At 41.2% G+C, this 19,301-nt stretch carries 8 protein-coding genes; 5 read left to right on the forward strand and 3 right to left on the reverse strand.

The genetic code is table 11. From position 1 onward, the window contains the following. Positions 1–2: 2 nt before the first annotated feature. From PP181_RS06925 to PP181_RS06935, 3 genes are all read right to left on the reverse strand, one after another. Entirely contained in the window at positions 3–3,311 is a 3,309-nt protein-coding gene (locus PP181_RS06925) for a DUF5107 domain-containing protein (protein ID WP_272636500.1), read from the reverse strand. A 180-nt stretch (positions 3,312–3,491) separates the two neighbouring features. After that, positions 3,492–4,892: a sugar porter family MFS transporter gene (locus tag PP181_RS06930; RefSeq protein ID WP_272636501.1), complete on the reverse strand. Its 1,401-nt coding sequence runs from the start codon at positions 4,890–4,892 to the stop codon at positions 3,492–3,494. A 29-nt stretch (positions 4,893–4,921) separates the two neighbouring features. Then, positions 4,922–6,514 (reverse strand): sulfatase, encoded by a 1,593-nt coding sequence (locus tag PP181_RS06935; protein WP_272636502.1) that lies wholly within the window; start codon positions 6,512–6,514, stop codon positions 4,922–4,924. Between the two features lie 338 nt (positions 6,515–6,852). Between PP181_RS06935 and PP181_RS06940 the strand changes: the two genes are divergently transcribed. The 5 genes from PP181_RS06940 to PP181_RS06960 all read left to right on the forward strand — a co-directional run bounded on the left by PP181_RS06940 (position 6,853) and on the right by PP181_RS06960 (position 19,285). Then, positions 6,853–7,737, forward strand: coding sequence for an AraC family transcriptional regulator (locus PP181_RS06940; RefSeq protein WP_272636504.1), 885 nt, complete (start codon positions 6,853–6,855; stop codon positions 7,735–7,737). 256 nt (positions 7,738–7,993) lie between these two features. Continuing rightward, a complete protein-coding gene (locus PP181_RS06945; protein WP_272636506.1) occupies positions 7,994–11,083 on the forward strand; it encodes a SusC/RagA family TonB-linked outer membrane protein in 3,090 nt (1,029 codons plus the stop codon). A 15-nt stretch (positions 11,084–11,098) separates the two neighbouring features. After that, positions 11,099–12,685 (forward strand): RagB/SusD family nutrient uptake outer membrane protein, encoded by a 1,587-nt coding sequence (locus PP181_RS06950; protein WP_272636507.1) that lies wholly within the window; start codon positions 11,099–11,101, stop codon positions 12,683–12,685. A 97-nt stretch (positions 12,686–12,782) separates the two neighbouring features. Continuing rightward, the gene (locus tag PP181_RS06955) at positions 12,783–16,334 is read left to right on the forward strand and encodes a VCBS repeat-containing protein (protein ID WP_272636508.1); all 3,552 of its coding nucleotides are present in this window, start codon (positions 12,783–12,785) and stop codon (positions 16,332–16,334) included. A 209-nt stretch (positions 16,335–16,543) separates the two neighbouring features. Next, complete coding sequence (locus PP181_RS06960; protein WP_272636510.1) at positions 16,544–19,285, forward strand: PSD1 and planctomycete cytochrome C domain-containing protein; 2,742 nt, start codon at positions 16,544–16,546, stop codon at positions 19,283–19,285. Positions 19,286–19,301 lie beyond the last annotated feature (16 nt).

The raw sequence follows: 19,301 nt of genomic DNA on the forward strand, positions 1-19,301 counted from the left end.
ATTCAATCTTTTTTTTCAATTTGTACCGAAGCCGCGTGAATGTGCGCGGGCAAATGAGAAATATTTCTGTCCAGGACTTCATTAAATGCCTGTAAAGCTTCAGCATTATTTTCGAGGCCCAAATGCCCCAAACCGATAAGATAATTGCAGTGTATCTTGTTGATGTCATTCAAATCTTCTTCCCATATCAACAAATCCGGAAGGGAAATGGCAAAATAATCCATTTTTACATCGTCGTTCATATGTGCCATTCCGTAATTCAACAAGTTTTCGAATCGTGTTTTGGCTTCTTCTTTGGCTCCCAACTTTAAAAGGGCGAGTCCCTGATAGAAAATTTTATCAGGTTGTTGGTCATTGTAAAAAATAGCGGGACTTGGATCGCTACTACCTTTGGAGGCCTTTTGAAAAAAGTCCTTAGCCAATTCCTCGTCATTAAGGCCTTCGCAAGCACAGCCCAGCCAGTAATCTATGTCGTTTTCTACGGTACCGTAAAGTTTGCCCTCACCAAGGTTGTTAGGATATACTTTAGCCTGTTCAAGAAGTGTTATTGCTTCATCAAAACGTTTTAGGCAGATGTTTTTTTTAGCTAGTTCTATATGGCAGGTAAGGTATTGAAAAGGCACCTTGCCTTCGCCGCCCTCCCAAGGATGGAACTGACGTTTTTCAATCAACGATTTCGCTGTTTCAAATTTGCCCAATAAATTATACAGTGCGATACGTTCCAAATAAAGATCATCCCTAGAGTTCGTGAGATCAAGATGTTTTTCCAAAAAGTCCAGGCGTTGCTGGTTGGGTATATTTATCTTTTTGTACAATTGATCAAGTTCCATAAGAAGGCGGGAATCCATCCTGTCCAGTTGAAAGGCTTTTTCCAGATGTTTGACCGCTAGTTCTTTTTTGTTGGCCTTGTTAAAGTACAGTAGGGCCAAATTACGATGGGTAATGGCAAAGGTATCATCAAGATTAACAGAGGTTTCCCAACAAACTTGTGCCTCTTGGTACTGTCTGTTGGCATACCAATAATTACCGAGATAATAGAATGCCCTTGCATCGGTTGGGTTCATTTTAATGGCCGCCTGCAACGCCAATACCTCCTCGATTCTATTGGGAAAGCAATAATCGGATGGCATGGTAGCTGCCCTTCGATAATCCGCCAAGGCCCTTTCATTTTGGTCCAACTGGTTATAATACCACCCGCGGAAATAATAGGCCATGGGATAGGGCTGTACATTGTCATCGATGTAAAGGCCCAAAAAATCTATAGCTTCCTTGAACAATCCTGTAGAGGCATAATCAATTGAAAATTCAATATAATTGTGGACATAATTTCGAAGCAAGCCTTTTAGCTGCTCTACATCTTCTTGGGCATTGGAGAGCAGATATTTTTCATAAATGACCCCAAAATTGAATTTGTCAATTTTAAGAGAGTCCTCAATTAAGGTGTTTGCCTCACCAATTTTTCCGGTTTTCCGCAAAAGTATAACCTTTAAATGCCTTGCTTTATGGTTGTGCCAGTTTTTTACGAGGGCCCTATCGACCAAGTCCAAAGCTTTGGTCAAATTGCCTCTGGCGCAATCGATCTGTGCCAGGTTAAAATAGGAGGCATCTTGCCATTGGGCGTTCCAACAAGCTTTAAAGAAACTTGAATAGGCTTCTTCTTTTCGGCCTAGGAAGTTCAGTGCTAATCCCTTGTTAAAATATGGTTCGCCATCATAAGGATTGGGATTGTGTCTGGTCAAGGATGCAATAGCCGTTTCGAAAAAGGGGAGGGACTTGTTTACTTGTCCTTTGCGCAGGTACCAAAGACCAATTGCATTGTTATTCCTTACATCCATTGGAGACCTGCGTAAGGCCTCTTCGTAATAATCCAAAGGACTGAAGGTGGCATGCCTGTATTGTTCCAAATGTAATCCCCTTAAATACAAGCCTTCGATAGTATCAATATCTTTGGGGGCTTCTGCCGCTCTTGCGGGTTCGGGAATTTTATCGGATACATCCTTATCCGGTTCCCATGCCACTAACACTTTGCCTTCACTATCATTAACCGAAATATGTAAATTATCATAGTTGATTCCTGCAATATCAATCAACTTTTCATACCCAACTTCAGGCGATAGGTCCATTACCTCTTCGTGCAACACCTTACTGTTAGCGCTAAAAGTAATGACACAATTATCGTAAGTAGAAGTTACATATACCTTAACCTGGGCTTTTCCGTCTACTATTTCCAGGTTTACCAAAGCTTCTTTCGTCGCATTTTTTACGACCCCAACATTATAGTAGGGCATAAAATACTGTTTGAAACTCTTTTCCTCATACGGATGCATCCAAGAGAAATCTGGTTGGTTATCGGTATACACCCCACACATTAATTCAATATAAGGACCATTTTCATCAGTCAGGTTTCTGTCCCAAGCCCTGCCAAAATCTCCATTGCCCCAAGTCCACTGCTTTTTCCCGGGGGAAACATTATGATCAGCAACATGTAGCAAGCCTCCTTTGGAATCGTTTTCGTAACCTCCTACAAAATCGTATTTAGAGGTGATTGCCATATAACTTGTAGGTACCGGAATATTCTTATATCTGGAAATATCCGTTCCTGGCGAGTAATCTACTTTGTAGTATTCACCTTTTGCAATTGGAAATTCAGAAACATCACGTTTTCCATGGTCAAAAACCGCATTAACGTCTGGTGGAAAAACCGACTGATAGTGGTCGTTCACCGCAACGGCCGGATTTGCCCACCATAAAAAGGTTTGGGGATGTGGCGTTCTATTGTAAAGCTGCGCTTTAATTTCTAGATAAGCTTTATCTGGATACAGTGTGAAACCGGCCATGCCTTTTGTACGGAACATTCGCTCGACCTCGCTTACCCAAACGGTAACGCTTCCATCCTGGTTTTCTTCAATATAGAAATCCGTTGGTTCGTATGTGCTGGGTCGATGGTGCTGGGGCCAATTGAATTCAATACCTCCAGAGATCCATGGACCCGTAAGACCAACCAAAGCGGGTTTAATGACTTGGTTGTAATAGACAAAATGGCGCTCACGAATCTTATCATAGGCCATTTGTATCCTACCGCCCAAGGCTGGTAAGATCATCAATTTTATATAATCATTTTCTAAGAAGATGGCATCCCACTCCTTATCCACTTTTTGATCACTAATCTTTTCGATGACAGGGTGCGGATATACCACGCCGCTACTGGCCTGATATACGCGCTTTTCTAAAAAAACGGGGTATTTTTCCGGTTTTCCCACTTCGTATGTTGGTATTCTAACTTTCTCCGGCCAAGCCTTTACTATTTCCATAGTGGTTTAAATTGGTATTCTTACTATTTTGATTTTATGCCAAACTGCTGTAATCGTGTCATAAGAGTAGGTTGATCCCATATTCATTTGTGCTTTGAACTTTTTTTTCTAGGTCAAAAATCTGGTTCCATCCTAAAGAAAATAAAATACAGGTGGTTTGATATTTCGTGATCATTCGCATCAGTTGTCCTTGATAAATTCCATTTCTATTTCTTCCAAGGATTTCCCCTTGGTTTCAGGTAGTTTATTCCTTATGAACATGAATCCGGCGATACAAATTAGCCCATACACCCAAAAGGTGCCGGAAGCTCCAAGGGCTTCGTTGAGAACCGGGAAGGTGAAGGTCAAAACAAAGGAGGCTATCCAAAGTGAAAATGTTGCTATCGACATGGCAATACCCCTGATCCTATTAGGAAAAATTTCAGATAAAACCACCCAAGTGATCGGCGCCAATGACATTGCATAAATGGCTATCCCAGTAATGACGAGAACTAGTACTGGCCAACCTGTGAACTGAAAAAAGTATGCGCCACCCAATACAAGATAGACCACGCCCAACCCAAGGGATCCCAACAGCATGAGTTTTCTGCGTCCCCAACTATCTACGGTTCGCATGGCTACAAGGGTGAAAAGCAAGTTTACGCTACCTGTAATGACAATATTGAAAAGCATATCCCCCACGCTGTAACCGGCCGCCCTAAAAATTTCTTCGGCATAATTGAAAATTATGTTGATGCCGCACCATTGTTGAAAGATCGCCAATACGATCCCCATGATGAGAACGGGCCTTACCTTTGGGCTCTTTAGTTGTGATAGGTCCAATTTTGAAGAACTGTCTTCCTTCAAGGTCAGTTTGATGCTGCTCAACGCTTGTTCAGCATAGGACGCGCCACCAATTTTTCCCAGAACTTTTTTTGCAGTTTCCGTTTCATTGATTTTTACTAAGAATCGTGGACTTTTGGGCACCATGAACATGAGTCCAAAAAAAAGAATGGCGGGTAGGAGTTCTGCCCAGAACATCCAACGCCAGCCAGTCTGGCCGTTCCAAGAAGTCAGAATCTGGTCTGGGGCAAATCCATCAGGAATGGTATCGGCAATAAGAAAATTTGCTATTTGCGCGGCCAAAATACCGATTACCAGGGTAAGTTGGTTGATGGCTACAAATTGGCCCCGATACTTTGCTGGTGAAATTTCTGAAATGTACATAGGCGATAATGTAGAAGCCAAGCCAATGCCCAGGCCACCAATAAGCCTATAAGCGATGAACGGGGAAAAGCTATCCACATAACCAGTGCCAAATGCTGAAACTGTAAATAGTGCCGCAGCAAAAATCAAGGGTAATTTTCTACCTAGTCTATCGGCAACGAACCCAGAAATGACCGCTCCAAAAATACAACCTATCAAGGCACTGCTCATGGCCCAACCCTGTAAGGTGGGATTCGTACTAATCCCAAAATACAGCTCATAAAATGGTTTTGCACCGCCAATGACCACCCAATCATAGCCAAACAAAAAACCACCCATGGCAGAGACCAGGGCCAAAAAAAGTAGATACAGAAAATTGAATTTTGTGCTGGTCATTTTTTAATGAAAATCTGCTACCATTCATATTAGTCTTTGGTCACCTTACTGCCCCACCAGTCTTCGTTAGGTAAAAAATCCATTGAGAGAAATTCCATCCGTTGCTGTTCCAATTGGGGCAAGAGAATATCAATTCGATCTTGGTACTGTTTTTTCGCCAATTCAGCATCAAACAGACTGTCTTTCACTGGTAGGTTGGCATTTACCCTTTTTAGGTAGGATTGCAAAAGAGTATCCAGTCTGTTGACCACAGCTTTATTGATTGCACTTACATCGTTCCTTTCAGCAGTATCCGCTTCGAGGTCGTAAAGTTCTTTCTTCCCACTTTCATAATAATGAATCAATTTCCATTTGCCTTCCCTTACAATCGATGAAGGCTCCCCTCCTTGGTTGCCATAGTGGGGGTAATGCCAGAATAAGGGTCGTTCATCCAATGTTTTACCTTCCATTAAAGGTTTTAGGCTGGCTCCGTCAACATGTTGGTGTGGTTTTAAGGGTATGCCGGCAAAATCTAGGATTGTTGGATAAAAATCGGCACCCGTCACCGGATAGTCGATGATAACACCCTTTTTCAGACCTGGGACTTTGACAAAATAGGGTTCGCGAATACCGCCCTCCCATTGGTATCCTTTGCCACCCCTCATAGGGAGATTGGTAGTTGAAAAGGCATCTCCTGATGCTACCCCGCCATTGTCCGAAGTAAAAATAATTATAGTATTGTCATCTAGACCCAATTCTTGTAATTTGTTGAGCACAACACCTACTGCATCGTCCATTTGTTCAACTAGACCTGCATAAATAGGATTGTCTTGAACGGTTCTTATGGGCAATACTCGCTCCATTGTAAATCCTTTTTCCTCAATTCCTAGGGTTTCAGCCTTATTGCGATAATGACTCCACTTTTTCTGTGTTGTCTGTATGGGCCCATGAACGGCATAAAAGGAAAGGTAAGCCAAAAATGAGCTGTCCTTATTTTTTTCAATGAAATTGGCAGTTTCCTTTGCCAAGCGCATTGATAAGTTCTCTCCAGCTTCGTGGTTTTCCAAATTTGGATTGTCCCAAGGTGAGAAGTAGCCTCCCTTAGGGCTTCCAACATCCCAGCCACCCTTATTGATCTCAAATCCATGGTCTTCTGGCCAAGAGCCTTTCTCGCCCAAATGCCATTTACCAGCAAAGAAAGTTTTGTAACCATATGCCAATAATGCCTCTGCCAAAGTTGTATCATTTTTTGGCAAATCATGTTTATATGCCGCGGGCAATAATTTGTCGTTTCTGTTGTTGGTTCTCCAATCCTCTCCTGATTTTGCCCCAATCCAATCAGTAATGCCATGTGTTGCCGCAAATTGGCCTAACATGATACTTGCCCTAGATGGGCTACACACCCTACTGTTCGCATATCCTTGGGAAAAATAAGTGCCCTCTTTCGCAATTTTGTCGATGTTTGGTGTTTCATAGTAGTTGCTGCCTGTAAAGCTAAGGTCATGTATCCCAAAATCATCTGCTAATATGAAGACAATATTGGGTCTTTTATCAAGGTTCTTCTTTGCTTCGTCCTTACAGCCCAATAAGGCTGTAAGGCAAAGCAAACCAACAAACAACGTTTTTAATTTTCTAAGGATCATTTCTACTCTTTTAAATCATTATTATGAAAATACCCGGATTAGGCTTAGATAAAGTAGATACATTTAGTTTTCTTCAATAACCTTCGGATTTTTTCCTTTACCACTTTTTGACAGATGGTGTTTGTTCATTCTGTAATTACTTGTTTTGGGTAATTTTATCCATAGTCCACTTATCCAACCAAATGAATCATTTGAAAAGAATGAGAATTTTCATTTCATTACGATATTTTCCTTATAGAGTCAAAAATTTAATTATTTAGATACTTTATAGGTTTAATTTTGATTATTCAATATTATGAAGTTGATAGAATATAGATATGGACTTATGAATAAAAACAATGGATAATTCTACTGTTAAAGATGGCTTTTTAGGACAAAAAATGATTGTCTTGCCAGGTACGATAAAATTGGAGCTCTCAAAAAACCTTGTCTGTAAGTCTTTTTTTATTACTGATATTGGATTTTACCCAAATGCTTTAAATCACTATAGAGCAAGGAAAAAGGGTGTAAAGGAGTATATTTTTATTTACTGTGTTGAAGGAAAAGGGCGGATGAAAATTCAGGGTAAAAAGGTTGAGGTCATGCCTAATTCTTACCATCTTATACCAAGGGACACACCACATGAGTATGAGTCCGATCCAAAATCACCCTGGAGCATATATTGGATGCACTTTGGAGGGTCCTCAACTGATTGGTTGTACAAACGCTACACGGAATTTAATTCAGATAATGGGGTAGTGGCATTTGATAGTCAAAGAATTGATCTTTTCAACGAAATATATCAAATGTATGAAAGTGAGTACACCATACCCAAGTTGGAGCTTGCTAATATTACAGGATTTAAATTTATAAGTTCATTTATTTATGGAGGTCAGAGTTTTAATATTGATAACCAAGGTAAGACGAACATGGTAAATTCAGTAATAGAATTTTTAATGAACAATTTGGATCAAACATTTAAGTCTGAAGAAATCGCAGATCACTTTAATTGCTCCCCTTCGTATCTTTTTAACTTGTTCAAAAGGCGAACAGGTTACTCCTTAATACATTTCTTCAACTTGAAAAAGATGCAAAAGGCCTGTGAATACCTAAAATATACTGATTTGAGTATAAAGGAAATTAGCTATAAAACAGGGATTCAAGACCCCCTGTACTTTTCAAGGGCCTTTAAGAAGTATTTTGGTATTTCCCCAAAAGACTACAGGAACGAACAAAAAGAATAATTATAGGAAAAACTGAAAAACCCAAGTTAATGGGGAGTTGTTGTTGATTTTGTTTTTTTTGACCCAAAAGATTGACAAAACAAAATTAATGACTACTTAAATTATAAAATTCTTGGTATTTAAAGAAAAATCCATGTTTTAGTAAGAATTGTCCATTTATAGAAGTAGGGGAACTTCATAATATTGTTTGTTGCAGTTTAACTTATAATTATGTTATACTGAAGAAATCAATATGAAAACCAAATTAATCTACTCTATGAAGTTAAAATCATTAACAAGTTATCAAAAAACATGGAGCGTCTTTGTAGCGTTCTTTATCGGTGGAATTTCCCTAATGGCACAGACCACCGTTAGTGGAACGGTTACAGATGGAGAAACCGGCTCTCCACTTCCCGGCGCAAATGTTGTTGCGGGAACACAGGGTGTTATTACTGATTTTGATGGTAACTATCAGATAACCGTACCAGAAGATATCAATAGCCTTGAGTTTTCTTCTTTGGGCTTTGCTACAACATCAGTTGAAATTAATGGTAGGTCCACTATAAATGTAGTGCTGGATCCACAAAGTGAGGCGCTTGACGAGGTTGTTATTGTAGGATATGGTACTGTCAAGAAAAGTGACCTCACCGGCTCTGTTTCCTCCATTGATGGAGATTCTTTCAAAGAATTGCCGGTAACATCGGTAGACCAGGCCATACAGGCAAGGGCACCAGGTGTTCAGGTTACACAAACATCTTCGGCACCGGGTGGTGGTGTGTCGGTGAGAATACGTGGTTCAAACTCTATAAATAGTGGTAGTGAACCGTTATATGTGGTCGATGGTTTTCCAATTTACCCGGATAACGGTGCATACAGTGCTGGAGGAAATAGACAACCAACGAACATCTTGGCATCTATTAACCCTAACGATATCCAATCGATAGAGGTTTTGAAGGATGCCTCTGCAACATCTATCTATGGGTCTAGAGGTTCTAATGGGGTCGTTCTTATTACTACTAAAAGAGGTAAGGCGGGAAAGGCTAAAATTAGTTATGAAGGTTCCTATTCCACTCAAACCATTACGAATCCCATAGAAGTCTTGAATGGATCGGAATTTGCCACCTATCTTAATACTTTGGAGACTAGCCAAGGAGGTGCCCCAATTTATTCACAAGACGAGATCAATGCTTTTGGGAGAGGGACCAACTGGTTGGATGAAGTGACTAGAGTAGGATCGATTCAAAATCATCAATTGACTTTTTCCGGAGGTAACGAAAATAACAGATATGCAGTTACAGGAAATTACCATGATAATGCAGGGATCATTAAAATGACTGATTTTAAGAGATATGGAATACGCTTGAACTTGGATAATTCTGCATTGGATAATTTTTTAAACGTTAGTTCCAGTTGGTCTTATAACAGGACGGTATCCAATAATGCTCCAACCGATAGAGGTGGACCAGGAGGGATTATTATTACGGCTTTGGGATTAGACCCAACAGTTCCTGTTTTTAACGAGGATGGAACCTACGCGTTGGCCTCCTATGATGGAAGATTCTCGATAAATCCATTACAGGAACTTGAGTTTGCCACCGATCAGGATATAACGAATAGGGTTTTGGGGAATACCACATTCACCTTTAACATTACGGAGCATTTAAAGGCCAAAACAAGTATTGGTGCAGATATCCTCAATGTAAACAGGACAAGTTTTTTTCCTTCTGTAAATACAAGACTAGGTAGGGATAATGCAGGAGAGTTAACACTTGCAAATAGAAATTCAGGAAACATTTTAAATGAAAATTTATTGACCTATAACAACCAATTTGGCAAACACTTTGTTGATGCAGTGGTGGGTTATACATACCAGAAAGAGGTAAATAAATTTTTTAGTAGCACAACAAGGGGAATAACCGCAGCTTCCGTAGATCAAGCAACTTTACAAGGTGGACCTGATATTTTGACCCCTTTCTCAAATAGAAGGGAATGGTTGTTGGAATCCCTATTGGGAAGGGTAAACTATACATACGATAGTAGATACCTCGCAACGGTTACGTTTAGAAGGGATGGTTCATCCAGGTTTGGGACACAGAACAAATGGGCCAACTTCCCATCGGTTGCCTTAGGTTGGAACATCTCGAACGAAAATTTTTATAAGAACAGTGGGGTATCCGAAGTAATGAACAATCTTAAATTAAGAGGGAGCTTGGGTCTAACCGGAAACTCAGAAATACCCGTTTATAATTCTTTGGCCAATTTGAACGAGTTTAACTATGTTTTCGGTGATGGCCTGGTACTTGGTCTTGCAGACGGTAGATTGAGTAATTCCGATTTGAAATGGGAGTCAACTACCATGAGAAACGTTGGTCTGGATGCCTCGTTTTTTAACAATAGATTAAACCTTACCTTGGATTATTTCAACAACCAAACGGAAGATTTGTTGCTGTTCGTATCCATACCTAGTAGTCTTGGATTCCAGTCAATATTAAAAAATTCGGGTTCTCTTGAGAACCGTGGTTTTGAAATAGGTTTGGATGGCTATGTTATAAATGGAGAGGATTTTAAATGGAATGTGGCAGGAAATCTTTCCATTCTTCGCAATGAACTTACTGATTTGGGCAGTAGTACACCTTTTTTCTCTAGTACAACTAGTGGACATCTTGGAATCGACGGTAGTTGGGTGGAGGCCGGCAATCCCATTGGTGTTTGGAGAGGATTTGATTATATTGGAATATTCCAATCCGAAGAGGAAATTGCAAATAATCCCTCAAGATCTGGTGACAAGCCCGGATATCCACGTTATAGGGACGTAAATGGGGATGGGTCCATTACCCCTGATGATTATGTCATTATAGGTGATCCCAACCCGGATTTCACATGGGGTTTAAATTCAACGTTTACCTATAAAAGCTTTGATATGGGAATCTTTTTAAGAGGGGTCCAAGGATTTGAGATAAGAAATTTACAGGCTTCGGAATTGGGTGATGGGGTTCAAAAGATAAATCAGATAAAAACCATACTTTCAGATTCATGGACACCAACAAATACGGATGCTTCAAGACCCGTGATTGACGGTAATAGGGATTTCGCCAATTCTTACAGGGATTCTGATTATTTCATAGAGGATGGTTCCTTCATTAGACTGCAAAATGTTTCACTTGGATATACGCTTCCCAATTTTAATGATTTCATTAGCAAGGCTAGGATCTATGTGAGCGGACAAAATTTATTTACCATCACGGATTATTCGGGATTTGACCCTGAGGTTAACAATCGTGGGCAAAACAACTTGAACCGTGGAGATGATTACGATGCATACCCAAGGGCAAGAACATTGACCGTGGGCGTAAACTTGGAATTTTAACAATAAAAATTAATTATGAAAAAGCAAAAGAGAATTTTAATCAAGTTACTTCCGATACTTTTCATGGTTTTCGGATTGGTAGGATGTACAGATCTGGAAGAAAACCCTGATTTTACGACTCAGGAAAATTTCTTTGCCACTGCAGAACAGTTGGAATTGGGAGTGAATGCGGTATACGATGGGATTGGATATGGCAGGGACTGGTTCAATCATTATTATGATAGGTTCGTGTTTGAATGTCTCGTTGGATATCAAGTGGGTTGGGAAAAGGGTCCGCTGAACTTTCAGAACGGAAATGTTTCTCCAGACGACGAGTACATTGAGACCTATTGGAGAATTTCCTATGAAAATATAAATAGGGCAAATGCTATCATTCAAAAAGCGGATGAACTTAAAGAAAATGGCGTACCCAACGGTGCCTTAGTGGATAGGGTAAAGGCGGAAGCACAATTTTTAAGAGCCTTTTACTATTATAATTTAGTACGTTATTTCGATAATATACCCGTAACGACCACGAAAACGGAAAGCGACCAGGACTTACCTTCCAATGAGAATGGAAAGAGACTGGCTTTGGATTTAATTCAAGCGGATTTATCCGCAGCCATGAACATTCTACCTGAATCATACGATTCCAGCAATGTTGGTAGGGCTTCCTCTTGGGCGGCACAGGCGTTATTGATAAAGGCATATTTACAGGACGAAAAATGGACAGAGGCATACGCAATGGCAGATAGTTTTGTAAACAATAGCGGAATGGTACTGTTTGAAGACTTTGCGGACACCTTCTCGGTAGAAAGGGAAAATTCAGGGCCCCGAATTTTTGAAGCACAAGTTTCCGCTTCTGCCAATGCTGGGGAAAATCAGAATTATCACCAGCACTTTATTCCGGGAGATTTGCCAAACGATCTTGGTGGTGTAGGATGGCATTGGTTGAATTCTACTCAGAAATTTCGAGAGAAGTATGATCCGGCAGATAAGCGAATTGCGGGTACCTTTATTGATGAGTACCCAACCACTAGGGTTGGTCCAAATGCTGCTGGGGAAAGGCCCGTAGTTAAATGGAGTCCAAATGCTTCTTATAATCTTAGCCGTTTTGGGGGAATGGTATCTGCAGATGCTGATCCAGATAATCCTGATGAACTTATTTTTTCAAACGGTTGGTCTGCAAAATATACCCAATTGGGTATCTCCAATGCGAATTTGACTGAAAAAAATATAGTTTATTTACGATTGGCCGATGTTCTACTGGCACATTCAGAAGCAGCTAATGAAAGTGGTTCCGGTGACCCTTACTTTGGTGTTAACGAAGTAAGGCGAAGAGCCGGCTTGTCGCCACTGTCGGGCTTGAGCAAAGAACAGTTAAGGGATGCCATTGTAGAAGAAAGGGTGTTGGAGTTCGCCATGGAATGTGAAATATATCCAGAACTTAAAAGGAAAAGCACCTTTGGCGGAAGCCCGGACTATTTGGGGCAATATATTCAGGATTTTATAGATACCTATGGTGTAGATAGGACGCTGTCCCCTAAGGATTATGTGCTGCCAATACCGTTGAATGAAGTTTTGGGTAATCCCAATGTAACCCAGAATCCCCAATACGAATAAGGTTTGTTGAGTTAGTTTTATTTTCAAGTATGAAAACCTGTCCTTGGAGACGGGTTTTCATTTTTTAAATTGCATTGATTTATTATTAGGGGAGACCATGAAAGGAAAATACCCATACGGAAAAGTAGTTATGTATTGCATATTGTCTTTAATATCGGGCTGCGGTAGAACTACTGATACGGAAGAGTTAAAAAATACAGATTCTCTTTTTAAAATGGTTTCATCGGAAGTTTCCAACGTTTATTTTAACAATAAAATAGAGGAAAACGATCGGTTTAATATGGTAGACTTCTTTTATGTGTACAATGGAGGCGGGGTTGCCATAGGCGATTTAAACAACGATGGTTTGTCAGAACTTTATTTTACGGGCAATATGGTGTCCGATGCCCTCTATCTTAATCAAGGAGGACTTCGTTTCAAAAACGTTACCAGTGCCTTGGGTACTATGACTGAAGGTTGGTCTACCGGAGTGTCCATGGTTGACATTAACCATGACGGGCTTCTTGATATCTATGTTTGCAGATCCGGAAATTATAAGAAGGAAATGCGTAAAAACCTATTGTATATTAATCAAGGGAATCTAGTTTTTAAGGAACAGGCAGCACAATATAATCTTGATGATGATAGCTTTTCCACCCAGGCCGCCTTTTTTGATTACGATAGGGACGGGGATCTTGATATGTATCTTTTGAACCATACCAATGACATGCGAAACCCCAATAATATTGTGGCCTTGGTCAAGGATGGCAGTGGGCTTGCAAATGACCGGTTGTACAGGAACGATGAGGATCAGGGAGAGGGAATTAAATTTACCGATGTAACAACGCAGGCAGGTATTACTTTTGACGGTTTTGGTCTGGGCATAGGAATTGCAGATATCAATAGGGATGGCTGGGAAGATATATTTGTGACCAACGACTTTTTGGCCAACGACTATATTTATATCAATCAGCAAGATGGTACATTTAAGGAAATGTCCTCTACCTATTTGGGTCATGTTAGCCACTTCAGCATGGGCAACGATGTTGCCGATTTCAACAATGACGGACTTGTAGACCTTGTGACCGTTGACATGAGGCCCAGTTCCAATTATGGGGAGAAAAAGATGTCGGGAGCCCTTAATTTTGATTTGTTTGAAAAGTCCATGGAATATGGATATCTGCCCCAATATATGAGGAATACGCTCCAAGTGAATATGGGCGCAGGCAACGGCAATAGTTTTTCTGAAATAGGACAACTAGTTGGAATGGATGCCACAGATTGGAGCTGGGGTCCATTATTTGCGGATTTTGACAATGATGGATTTAAGGATCTATTTATTTCCAATGGGTATTTAAGGGACATTACTGATTTGGATTTTATCAATTATACCAGTTCACTTACGGATAACATAGCTCCAGACAGTCTTGATGTTGTATTGAAAAAAATGGCCCGTGAAATGCCTTCGATTAAGGTGCCAAACGTAATGCTGAAAAATACTGGAGATAAGGGGTTTATTAATACAACCCATGAATGGGGCCTTGAAATTCCATCCCTGTCCAATGGTGCCGCTTATGGCGATTTGGACAACGATGGCGATTTGGACCTTGTTATCAACAATATTAATGAAGAGGCAGCCATTTATGAGAACCGATCAAATGCTTTAACAAAAAATAACTTTCTACAAATTGAGCTGAATTTTGACAGTCTTAACACTTTAGGAATAGGAACCGAAGTTAAATTGTATCAGGGCGATAAACATCAGTTGTACAGACAATCCCCAACCAGAGGCTATCAATCATCTATGGATCACACCCTTCACGTTGGCCTTGGAAGAAGCAATAAAGTGGATAGTTTGTTGATAACATGGCCAAATGGAATAACAAAAAAGCTGATAGGGCCAAAAATTAATTCCACCGTAAGATTGGACCCAAGTGATGGGGTAGAGACCTCAATTTCAGGTTTTAGTGCCAATGAACAACTTTTTAAGGATGTATCTCCACGTTTGGGTGATAAAGCAAAGCATGGTGACGCCCTATATTATGATTTTAATCGCGAGTATCTATTGCCTCATAAACTCTCTGAACAGGGACCGGGTATCGCCGTTGGCGACGTAAACGGTGATGGATTTGAGGATTTTTTCATGGGTGGAGGTTATAACTATTCCGGTATGCTCTTTTATGGTTCGATATCTGGGGATTTTCAAATGCAGGAATTAGTTTCTAATGAAGAAGAAAAATACAACGAAGATACCGGAGTGCTGCTGTTTGATTTTGATACGGATGGGGATTTGGACCTCTACATTGCAAGTGGCAGTAATGAGTTTTATGAAAACTCCCAGTATTATCAAGACCGACTGTATATAAATGATGGCAAAGGCAATTTCCAATTGACGCAAGGGGTTCTGCCCCCTTTGAGAACGAGCAATTCTTGTGTAAGAGCTGCCGATTTTGACAACGACGGCGACTTGGACCTATTCGTTGGGGGCCGTTTAACACCTTTAAAATACCCCATACCATGCAATAGTTATTTATTGGAAAATATGGACGGTAAATTCATTGACGTGACCAATAAAAAAGCAACTTCCTTAAGAAAACAAGGAATGGTTAAGGATGCGCTTTGGACGGATTTTGATACGGACGGTGATCTTGATTTAATTGTGGTTGGGGAATTCATGGCCATTGAATTTTATGAAAATATAGAGGGGGGCTTACGGAGTGTATCGGACAAAACGGGACTGACCCATACGTCAGGTCTATGGAATAGTATTAAAGGAGGTGATTTTGACAATGATGGTGACGTGGACTATGTTTTAGGTAATCTCGGGTTAAACTCTCGTTACAAAGCATCAAAGGAAGAGCCTTTGGCCATATACGCCTTGGATTTGGATAAAAATGGTAGTATCGACCCGATTATGTCATTTTACAGGGATGGTAAGGAGTATCCGGTGCATACAAGGGACGATTTGTTAAAGCAGGTCCCAGCATTGAAAAAGAAGTTCCCGGATTATAAGAGCTATGCCAAGGCATCTATTGACGATGTGCTGACCCAGCAGGATAAAAGTAGTGCATATACATTAAGGGCGTTTAATTTGGCTTCTTCACTTCTGATAAATCTTGGGAATGGAAAATTCCAGTTAAAGGAATTACCCATAGAGGCGCAAATAGCACCCATATATGGGATGGCTATTGCCGATTATGATTTTGATGGAAATCTGGATATGGTACTTTCTGGCAATGACTATGGGACCGAAGTTTCCCTTGGTAGGTATGATGCCCTTAAAGGCGTTTTTTTAAAGGGTTTGGGGAATTCTGATTTTTCGGTCTTACCGCACGATAAAACAGGATTATGGATTGATGGGAATACTAGGGGTTTCGCATCTATCAACGCGAATGGAACACTTACGGAATTAATCGGTGTTAATAATGGCAATATGCGCTCCTTTCAGTTAATAGATAGGAAAGATAACGAGAACCTTTTAAAGATACCTTCAAAAGCATTGTATGCCAAAATATTTTTGGAAAATGGGAAGTCAAGAATTGTTGAGTTCTATCATGGTTCAGGTTACCTGTCCCAAACTACAAGGGATATCTTGTTGACTGGAAAAGAAACAAGAATCGTTGTTTATGGTTCGGGTGATATAATACTATTTGAAAAGTACTTTAAATAATTCAAATCCAATTGTGGGTCCATACTGAACTCCCAGGCACCACAAGTTTGTTTATTATGGTTTGGATATATGGCAAAGGAGTATCATCCATACATGCAGTTGATTTATCCATATTTTTTTTTGAATATTTTGGTAATATTATCCTTGGATATTGAAACAACTTTAAACGACAATTTTAGTGTCTTTTAGTAAATTAATCGGATTAAGACATGCATAATCAAAGTATATACAATAAAGGTGTAAGGGCGTTATTTTTGTGCATCCTTAGTGGTCTTTTGTATTCCTGTAATACTGCTTCCAATCAGGTTGATTTCAGCACGCAGATAAAACCCATCTTGAACACCAAGTGTATCACCTGTCATGGTGGGGTCAAGAAAAGTGGGGGTTTTAGCCTACTTTTTGAGGAAGAGGCCTTTGCCGCTACGGAATCCGGGAAACCTGCTATAATCCCCGGGGATGCCTCCGGCAGTGAATTTATCAAACGGTTGAAGGAAGATGATCCGGAACTTAGGATGCCCTATGAGAAACCAAGACTGACGGACGAGGAAATCGAACTACTTTCAAAATGGATAGACCAAGGTGCCAAATGGGGGGAGCACTGGGCGTACTCCTTACCAAAGGAAGTGGCTGTACCGCCAATTATGCAAAAAGCGGGTATGGTCGATGAAGGCGTGGACGGTTTTTTACAAAACGAGATCGACAACTTTGTGTTCGCCCGGTTGGAAAATGAAGGTATTTCACCAAATGTCCCTGCCGACGAACATGTCCTGATAAGAAGACTGGCCTTTGACATTACGGGCCTGCCACCATCGGAAAAACTATATACCGATTTTACCGATGGTAAACTCAGCTACGAAAATGTGGTGGACACTTTGTTGTCCCAAAAGACCTTTGGCGAAAAATGGGCCAGTTGGTGGCTGGACCTGGCCAGATATGCGGATACAAAGGGCTATGAAAAGGACAATGGAAGAACCATGTGGCGCTACAGGGATTGGGTCATAGACGCCTTCAACAAAGACATGCCCTATGATCAGTTTACCATTGAGCAGTTGGCAGGCGACCTATTGCCAGATCCTTCCGTGGACCAATTGATCGCCACGGCGTTTCACAGGAACACTATGAACAATGATGAGGGCGGTACGGACGACGAGGAGTTTCGAGTGGCCGCGGTAATGGACCGTGTGAACACTACCTATTCCGTTTGGCAAAGTACTACGATGGAGTGCGTACAATGTCACTCCCATCCCTATGACCCCTTCAAATTTGAGGAATATTATAAAAGTCTCGCCTTTTTTAACAATACACGGGACGAGGATACCCCGGACGAAAGTCCCAACATCCGCTTTTTTGATGAAGCACAATTAAGAAGCAGGGAGGAGGTCCTTTCTTGGATACAAGAGTACGGCAACCAACGAACGGCCCAAAAGTATGCCGACTTTCTACTTTTTAAGGAACCTAAATATTTGGCGCACAATGCCAAGAACTTTGTGAACGGGGAGCTTGCGGACACCAAATATCTCGCCCTTTGGAAAGATGGTTCCTGCGAATTGAAGAATATCCACACCAACGGGGCGTCCTTTATGTATATGGAATACAGTGCCCCGTTGAACGGTACTGTAATGACCGTACGGCAGAACGATGCCCAGGGCCAAATATTGGCCAGGTTCAAAATCGATAAAACGGAGGGTAGGTCTATCCGAAGGATAGCTTTCAAACCAATCGAAGGGCCGGTCGATCTATACATCGAGGCAACGAACGATAACATAAAGGAGCAGGTTTCCACCAGCTTCATAACCTGGTTCGCCTTTTTGGAAGATATACCTGGATCGAACAAGCCCGGTCATGATCAGGTGAACGAAACCTTTTTGGATTTGTTGAATGCCAAAACCGATAAACTGCCCATTATGGTTGAGAATAACGAACAAATGGCGAGGGCGACGCAAATCTTTGAGCGGGGCAGCTGGATGACCTTGGGCGATACGGTGCGACCGGGTACACCCAAATCCTTGAACCCGTTTTCAAAGGAATGGCCTGAGAACCGATTAGGGATGTCCAAATGGTTGGTCAGCAAGGAGAATCCCTTGACCGCCAGAACATTGGTAAACAGGGTATGGCATCAGATTTTTGGAAGGGGGATCGTTGCTTCCTTGGAGGACATGGGAACACAGTCGGACCCTCCTAGTCATCCGGCATTGCTGGATTGGCTGTCCTTACGTTTTATGAACGAACAGGAGTGGCAGATCAAATCGCTCGTCAAGGAAATCGTAATGTCCGGTACGTACAGACAGAGTTCCGTTGCGACACCGGAACGCTATCTGGAAGATCCCCATAACGAATTGTATGCCCGTGGCCCCAGGATACGCTTATCGGCAGAACAGATACGGGACCAGGCATTGGCGGTATCGGGCCTGTTGAGCGATAAGATGTACGGCCCAGGGGTCATGCCCCCACAACCCGACGGTGTCTGGCAGTCCGTTTATAGCAATGAAAGTTGGGTGGAAAGCAAAGGGGAGGACAGGTACAGAAGGGCCATTTATACCTATCTGAAAAGGACCAGCCCATATCCTTCCTTCATAACCTTTGATGCTGGAAGCAGGGAAGTATGCACAATTAGACGTACCGTGACCAATACGCCCCTTCAGGCTTTGGTCACCCTGAACGATCCGGTGTATTTGGAGACGGCCTATGAATTTGCCAAAATCATGGATAAGGAAAATGTGGAAGAAGGAATTGCATGGGGGTTTGAAAAGGCAACCTTCTCAAAAATCGACGAGGAAAAACTGTTGGTTTTAAAGGATTTATATGACAATGCCTTGAATGATTTTGAATCGGGAATGGAAACGGAAGTAAATTTTTTGGGTCTGAGCGAAAGACCCTCAAACAGAATAGCGGCCTTGACCGTAGTGGCCAATGCCATCATGAACTTGGACGAATTTTTGACCAAGGCATAATTAAAACACATTAGAA

The sequence above is a fragment of the Maribacter sp. PR66 genome (assembly GCF_028464205.1).
In the GTDB taxonomy this organism is placed as follows: Bacteria; Bacteroidota; Bacteroidia; order Flavobacteriales; family Flavobacteriaceae; genus Maribacter; species Maribacter flavus.